A 5,924-nucleotide genomic window follows, 5' to 3' on the forward strand; every position below is an offset into this window, starting at 1 on the left:
ACCGATCGAGCGCGTCCTCGTCGAGGTACTCCGAGTCGACCTCGGCGAGCGTCGGTTCCGGCGGTTCGTCGGCGGCGTCGAGCTCGCGTCGGTTGAGGCGACTCTCCAGCTGCCGGCGCTTATTTCTCCCTTTCCGCTCGCGGCCTGATTTCGTGTCTGGCATCGTCACCCGTGATAACAATACCCACATATATGACTCTTCTGCCGCTGTGCGAAGACGTCGCGGGGGAGTTGATTCCGAAATCGCCGAGCAAACAGGTCGGCGACCGCCGAGCCGGCGGCGCGACGCGGGCGGGCGAGACGCGGACCGAGAGCGCCGTGGCTGTCGGCGTAGCGTTCGGTACAACACGCCAGGAGAGGGATTTACACCCCAGTTGTTCCGCTCGCTCCGCTCGCTTCACTCCCTGATTCAACTCCCTCGTCTCGGGTTCGTCGACGCCGGACTCGCTCGTCGCTCCGCTCCTCGTTCGCGTCGGCGTCGACAAAGAACGCCAGGAGAGGGATTTGAACCCCCGATCCCGGAAGGGAACACGCTTTCCAGGCGTGCGCCTTACCACTCGGCCATCCTGGCTCACTCCGAGATAATCCGCTGCGACTGTTAAGTCCTTCTCTTCACGCGCTTCGCCCGCAGTCGGTGTTCCGTCGCGTACGCGATTCCGCCCGACGCGACGGCGACTGCCGCGACGAGTCCGACCAGTCCGCCGTATCCGACCGGGAGATCGCCCGCGACGAGCAGGAAGCCCTGCGCGAGCGCGAGGAACGCGAACCCGCCGACGATCCCCCACAGCGCCGCCGACTTCGCCCTGGCGCGCTTCGCCGGCCGCGCCGCGGACCCGTCCGGGCGTTTTCCGGTCGTTCCCCTGTCGCCGGGTCTGTCGCTCTCGTCGCCGGCTTCGTCTCCCTCTGGCTGCATCTACTCGACGACGGCGACCGCCTCGATCTCGACGCCGACGCCCTTCGGGAGCGCGCCCGCCTGCACCGCCGACCGCGCCGGCGGCGACTCGTCGAAGTAGCCCGCGTACGTCTCGTTCATCTCGTCGAAGTCGTCGATGTCAGCGAGGAAGACGGTCGTCTTCAGCACGTCTGCCGGCGTCGCACCCGCCTCGCCGAGCACGGCGACGAGGTTGTCGAGGGCCCGCTCCGTCTGCTCGGCGATCGGTGCGTCGTCGAGGAGGTCGCCGTCGGGCGTCAGCGGGATCTGCCCGGCCGTGAACACGAGCTCGCCGTTCGTCGTCGCTTGGCTGTACGCGCCGACCGCCTCGGGCGCCGCGTCGGTGTGGACGATCTCTTTCATACGCCTTCACCTTCGGCGGGCCGCCCTAAGAGTGCCGGGGACTGGGGCGGACCTCCGGAGAGTCGGACCGGATCGCCGGCGAAGCCGAGGCGAACCTCCCCTCGACCACCGCTGATCATATATCCTTCGCCTGCTAACACGACACACATGACGGGAGGAAATCTCCTTCCGGTCGTCGCGGTGTTCGTCGGGGTACTCGCCGCCAACGTCGCGCTCGCGTGGCTCCTCGCGAGGCGGGACTGGGAGCCGCCAGAGACGCTCGGGTCGACCGGGGGCTCCTCGCCTTCCGAGTCGGAGTCCGCGTCCGGTGGCGACACGGACGGCTCCCTGGCCGCCGGTCCGGAGATCGCCGTGGGCGCCGACGCCGGAGCGGGAGCGACCGGACCCGACCCGAACGCGGACCCGCCGCCGCCGCCCGACGCCGCTGTCGAGACCGTCGCCTGTCGGCACTGCGGGGTCGAGAACCGCCCGGAGTTCCGCTACTGTCGGTGGTGCGTCCGGTCGGGGTTCGCGGCCGACGACTCGGGCGCCGGGGGCGGCTCGTCGGTGACCGAGCGCTCGCTGTGAGCGGCGCGTGCGTCGATCGGTTCGAGAAGAGCGACGCTAGTTCGCGTCCACGCGACAGCCGCCCGAGTAGTCGATCCCGTCGATCGTCTCGATGCCATCGTCGCCGCACACCGGGCAGTCCGGGTTCCGCCGGTACGGGACGGTCTCGAAGGTCAGGTCCATCGCGTCGTAGAAGAGCAGTCGACCGTCGAGCGTCTCCCCGGCGTCGAGGAGGATCTTGATCGCTTCGGTCGCCTGAATGCAGCCGACCGTGCCGGGGAGCACGCCGAGGACGCCCGTCGCCGCGCAGTCGGGCACGGTCCCGGGCTCGGGCGCCTCCGGGAACAGACACCGGTAGCAGGGGCCGTCGGGGACGAGCGTCGTCGCCTGCCCCTCGAACTTGTAGATCGCGCCGTGGACGACCGGGAGGCCCTCGATGCGGGCCGCGTCGTTGACGACGTACCGCGTTCGGAAGTTGTCCGCGCAGTCGACGATCACGTCGTACCCGGCGATCAGGTCGCGGACGTTCCCCTCGTCGAGGCGCGTCTCGTGGGTCGCCACGTCGACGTCGGGATTGAGCCGGTCGACGTATCGGGCCGCGGACTCGACCTTGGGCTCGCCCACGTCGGCGTCACCGTGGACCACCTGTCGCTGGAGGTTCGAGCGCTCGACGACGTCGTCGTCGACGATGCCGAGGGTTCCCACGCCGGCGGCCGCGAGGTACTGGATGACCGGAGCGCCGAGCCCGCCCGCCCCGACGACGAGGGCGCTCCCGTCGAGGAGTCGCCCCTGGCCCTCCGGGCCGACCTCGTCCATGATGACGTGTCTGGAGTACCGGTCGAGTTGGTCGGCGTCGAGCGAGAGACTCATGCGTTGGTGTGGGCAGTGAGGCCGTATAATCGTGTTCCCGACGAGACGACGTTTCAGCGCTCTCAGGGCTCGGCGCTTTGGTCGGTCGATTATAAATCGTTGACCCCGATCCGGCGACTGACACCGCCAAAGCCCCAGCCTCGTCACCGGCGCTACGCGGCGGTTGCAAGCGAGAGCGTCGCTCTCGCCCTGTCGGTGGGCCTCCGCGTCGCTCCGGACCACCGACTCCCTCGCACCGTCGTCGCCGGCGGCTCCCCGTCGATTCAACAGGGTTCAAGTACCCCTCCGGCAAAAATCGCGACATGCAGACGCTGCTTCTCAACGCCGACGACGTCGACGAGAACGCCCGCATGGATCGCGTCATCGACGCGGTGCGCGGCGCGTTCACGGCCTACGAGCGCGGGAACGCGAAGATGCCCGCGAAGTCGTACATCGACCTCCCCGAGTACAACGGCGACTTCCGGTCGATGCCCGCTTACCTCGACGTGCGCGAGGGGGACACCGCCGAGGAGACGCCGAGCGGCGAGGGGTGGGACGCGGCCGGCATCAAATGGGTGAACTCGCACACGAACAACCCCGCCGACCACGACCTCCCGACCGTGATGGGGACGATGATCTACTCCGACCCGGAGACCGCGTTCCCGCTGGCGATCCTCGACGGCACGACGCTCACGATGAAGCGCACGGGCGCGGCCGCCGCGGTCGCCACCGACCACCTCGCGGTCCCCGACGCGACCTCGCTCGGGATCGTCGGCGCGGGCGTCCAGTCGTACACCCAACTGGAGGCGATCGCCGCGGTCCGCGACATCGAGGAGGTCGTGGTCAGCGACCTCGACGAGGAGCGCGTCGCGGACTTCATCGACGCCTTCGAGGACCGCTTCGACGTCCGGGCGGGCGCTCCATCGGCGGCCGGTCACTGCGACGTGCTCTCGACGGTGACGCCCGTCGAGGACCCGATCGTCGGCCCCGACGACGTGGGCGAGCACACCCACGTCAACGCGATGGGCGCCGACGCCGCGGGGAAACACGAGCTCGCGGACGAGCTCCTGCTGGACGCCACGATCGTCATCGACGACCACGAGCAGTGCACCCACTCCGGCGAGATCAACGTCCCCTACGCGGCGGGCACGCTCACTGACGACGACATCTACGGCGAGCTCGGCGAGATCGTCGTCGGTACCCGCCCGGGCCGGGCCGGCGTCGACGCCGGCGGCAACGCCCCCGGCACGGGCGCGGAGGGCGTCACGGGCGTCACCGTCTTCGACTCCACGGGCCTCGCGATCCAGGACGTCGCGGCCGCCCGCGTCGTCTACGAGCAGGCCGACGCGGCCGACAACGGCTACCCGTTCGACCTGCTCGGCCTCGCGGAGTAGCCGGCGGGCCCCGACCGCTCACGCGCTCGCCGACCGCTTTTTACCGTCGCCGCCCCTACCGATCCTGTGCAACTCGTCAGCGTCGCCGCGCTCGCGGAGAACCGGGTGATCGGGAACGACGGCGGCGTTCCGTGGCCGGACCTCCCCGAGGACGTCCGCCAGTACCGCGAACGCGTCGCCGGCTCGCCGGTCGTTTTGGGTCGACGGACTTTCGATTCCATGCGCGGTGACCTCCCCGGACGCCGACAGATAGTCGTGAGCCGCAGCGTCGACGCGGTGGACGTGCCCACCGCGGTGGTCGCCGACGGCGTCGACGAGGCGATCTCGATCGCCCGCGACCTCGTCGGCGAGCGGGCCAACCCCGGGGGGAGGGACGGCGTCGCCGGCGGATCGGGCGCCGTCGTCGCCGGCGAGACGTCTCCCGCCGGAACGGCCCCGGCCGACGCCGACCCGAACGACCCGTACGCTCCCGTCCACGTCCTCGGCGGTGGGGCCATCTACGAGCTGTTCCAGCCGTGCGTCGACCGGATGGCCCTCAGCCACGTCGACGGCGCCTACGAAGGCGACACTCGGTTCCCGGCGTGGGACGAGACGGAGTGGCGCGTGGCGGACGAGACCGACTACGAGGGGTTCACTCTCCGCGAGTGGGTCAGGCGCGCGGACGCGACCTGAACGAGATGCCTCGTTAGACGACCGAAAACAGGGCCGCTATTCCCCGTCGCCGCCATCGCGAGCGTCGCCGTCGCCGCTCCCGTCGGCGCGCTCGGCGAAGCCGAACCGCGGCTTCGCCTCGTCGATGACGACCGTCAGCGTCTCGCCGACCCCGGCGCCGGGGACGAAGACGGAGTACCCTTGGACGTAGGCGATCCCGTCGCCCTCGTCGCCGCGCTCCTCGACAGTCACCTCCAAGCGGTCGCCGGCCTCGACGGGGGCCGTGTTGAGCCCCTTGGCGACGAGGTACACCTCCGAGGAGGAGTCGCGGGAGGCGGGCGGCGAGACGGTCCGGAGGTACTGAAACTCCTTGCCGACGTCCTCGCGGAAGGCGTCGAGGTCCTCCCCCTGGAACACCTTCACGACGAAGTCGCCGCCGGGCGCGAGCAGCTCCTCGGCCACGTCGAACGCCTGCCGCGCGAGGTGGACCGAGCGGGCGTGATCGAGGGCGTACTCGCCGGTCATGTTCGGCGCCATGTCCGAGAGCACCACGTCGGCGCCATGCTCGCCGATCGCCTCGCGCAGGTAGTGACGAGTGCGCTCCTCGGTCATGTCGCCGCGGATCGTCTCCACGTCGTGCTCCTCGAGGTCGTCGATCCGCTGGAGGTCGACGCCGACGACGGTACCCGACTCGCCCACCTCCTCGGCGGCGACCTGCAGCCAGCCGCCGGGCGCGGCGCCGAGGTCGACGACGGTGTCGCCGCGCTCGAAGAGGTCCGACTCCTCGTCGATCTGCTTCAGCTTGTACGAGGCCCGGCTGCGGTACCCCTGCTGTTTCGACCGGTTGTAGTACTCGTCCTTTCCGCTCATTGGCCCGTCGTAGACCGTCCGGCCGTTTATCGGCGTCGTTCGCCGGATTCCGGGGCACCGTCGCCCGCCGACGCGCCGACCGGGCGCCGACCGCGCACTCGGTGGGCCCCGGAGTCGCCGTCGCGAGCGTCGCCGTCGCCGTCGCGGTCGATGGCGAACCCGAGCTCCGTATAAAAGGCGTCCAGTTTCGGGTCGAACGCGGCGGTGACCGCGTCCACGGCGTCGGCGCGTTCGGCCCGCCGCACCGCCGCGGCGACGAGCGCTGAGCCGATCCCTCGACCGCGTCGCGCCCGCCGGCCGGCCCCGGCGTCGCCGCGGAG

At 70.4% G+C, this 5,924-nt stretch carries 8 protein-coding genes and 1 tRNA gene; 3 read left to right on the plus strand and 6 right to left on the minus strand.

Features of this window, described 5'->3' with window-relative positions; all coding sequences use genetic code 11:
• Window positions 1–489: 489 nt before the first annotated feature.
• From OQF71_RS13490 to OQF71_RS13500, 3 genes are all read right to left on the minus strand, one after another.
• A tRNA-Ser gene (locus OQF71_RS13490) sits at window positions 490–571 on the minus strand.
• A gap of 27 nt (window positions 572–598) precedes the next feature.
• The gene (locus OQF71_RS13495) at window positions 599–913 is read right to left on the minus strand and encodes a hypothetical protein (protein ID WP_280588293.1); all 315 of its coding nucleotides are present in this window, start codon (window positions 911–913) and stop codon (window positions 599–601) included.
• Window positions 914–1,294, minus strand: coding sequence for a Rid family detoxifying hydrolase (locus tag OQF71_RS13500; protein WP_280588295.1), 381 nt, complete (start codon window positions 1,292–1,294; stop codon window positions 914–916).
• 147 nt (window positions 1,295–1,441) lie between these two features.
• Here OQF71_RS13500 and OQF71_RS13505 point away from each other — a divergent pair, with 147 nt between their 5' ends.
• Window positions 1,442–1,861, plus strand: coding sequence for a zinc ribbon domain-containing protein (locus tag OQF71_RS13505; protein ID WP_280588296.1), 420 nt, complete (start codon window positions 1,442–1,444; stop codon window positions 1,859–1,861).
• Between the two features lie 36 nt (window positions 1,862–1,897).
• On the opposite strand, the gene moeB is transcribed toward OQF71_RS13505, so the two are convergent.
• Window positions 1,898–2,710, minus strand: coding sequence for a molybdopterin-synthase adenylyltransferase MoeB (gene moeB, locus OQF71_RS13510; RefSeq protein WP_280588297.1), 813 nt, complete (start codon window positions 2,708–2,710; stop codon window positions 1,898–1,900).
• Between the two features lie 302 nt (window positions 2,711–3,012).
• On the opposite strand from moeB, the gene OQF71_RS13515 reads away from it, so the two are divergent.
• Both OQF71_RS13515 and OQF71_RS13520 read left to right on the plus strand, forming a co-directional pair.
• On the plus strand, window positions 3,013–4,083 hold the full coding sequence (locus tag OQF71_RS13515) for an ornithine cyclodeaminase family protein (protein WP_280588298.1): 1,071 nt from the start codon (window positions 3,013–3,015) through the stop codon (window positions 4,081–4,083).
• Window positions 4,084–4,149: 66 nt separating this feature from the next.
• Window positions 4,150–4,755 carry a dihydrofolate reductase gene (locus OQF71_RS13520; RefSeq protein WP_280588299.1) on the plus strand — a complete coding sequence of 202 codons (606 nt, stop codon included), beginning with the start codon at window positions 4,150–4,152 and terminating at the stop codon, window positions 4,753–4,755.
• Between the two features lie 36 nt (window positions 4,756–4,791).
• Here the strand turns inward: OQF71_RS13520 and OQF71_RS13525 are convergent, their stop codons facing one another.
• Together OQF71_RS13525 and OQF71_RS13530 are read right to left on the minus strand one after the other, a co-directional pair.
• Window positions 4,792–5,604, minus strand: a complete 813-nt coding sequence (locus OQF71_RS13525; RefSeq protein WP_280588301.1) for a 23S rRNA (uridine(2552)-2'-O)-methyltransferase — start codon at window positions 5,602–5,604, stop codon at window positions 4,792–4,794.
• Between the two features lie 26 nt (window positions 5,605–5,630).
• The coding region (locus OQF71_RS13530; protein ID WP_280588302.1) for a GNAT family N-acetyltransferase at window positions 5,631–5,924 on the minus strand (294 nt) is incomplete at its 5' end.

It is taken from the genome of Halorubrum sp. Boch-26, assembly GCF_029889805.1.
GTDB lineage: Archaea > Halobacteriota > Halobacteria > Halobacteriales > Haloferacaceae > Halorubrum.